Below are 264 nucleotides of genomic sequence, written 5' to 3' on the forward strand. Positions count from 1 at the left end.
CGCCAGCGACATCACCCGCACCTACGCCTACGACACCGCCAGCGAGTTCCAGGCGATGATCGACGCCGTCGATGCCGCGCAGCAGGCGATGTGCGCCGGCGTGCGCAGCGGCGTGGACTACAAGCACTTGCACGTGGATGCGCACCTGACCCTGATGGGCATCCTGAAGGGCTTCGGCGTCATCACCGTCTCGCCCGAGGCGGCGGTCGCCACCGGCGTCAGCGCGGCGTTCTTCCCACACGGCCTGGGCCATCCCATCGGCCT

The 264-nt window shown here is 69.3% G+C and carries 1 protein-coding gene; it reads left to right on the forward strand.

Annotation, left to right across the window (positions count from 1 at the left end; genetic code table 11):
• The coding region (locus tag M2D63_RS25830) for a M24 family metallopeptidase (RefSeq protein WP_285865893.1) at nucleotides 1-264 on the forward strand (264 nt) is incomplete at both ends.

Source organism: Pseudomonas sp. BJa5 (assembly GCF_030272875.2).
Taxonomy (GTDB): Bacteria; Pseudomonadota; Gammaproteobacteria; order Pseudomonadales; family Pseudomonadaceae; genus Aquipseudomonas.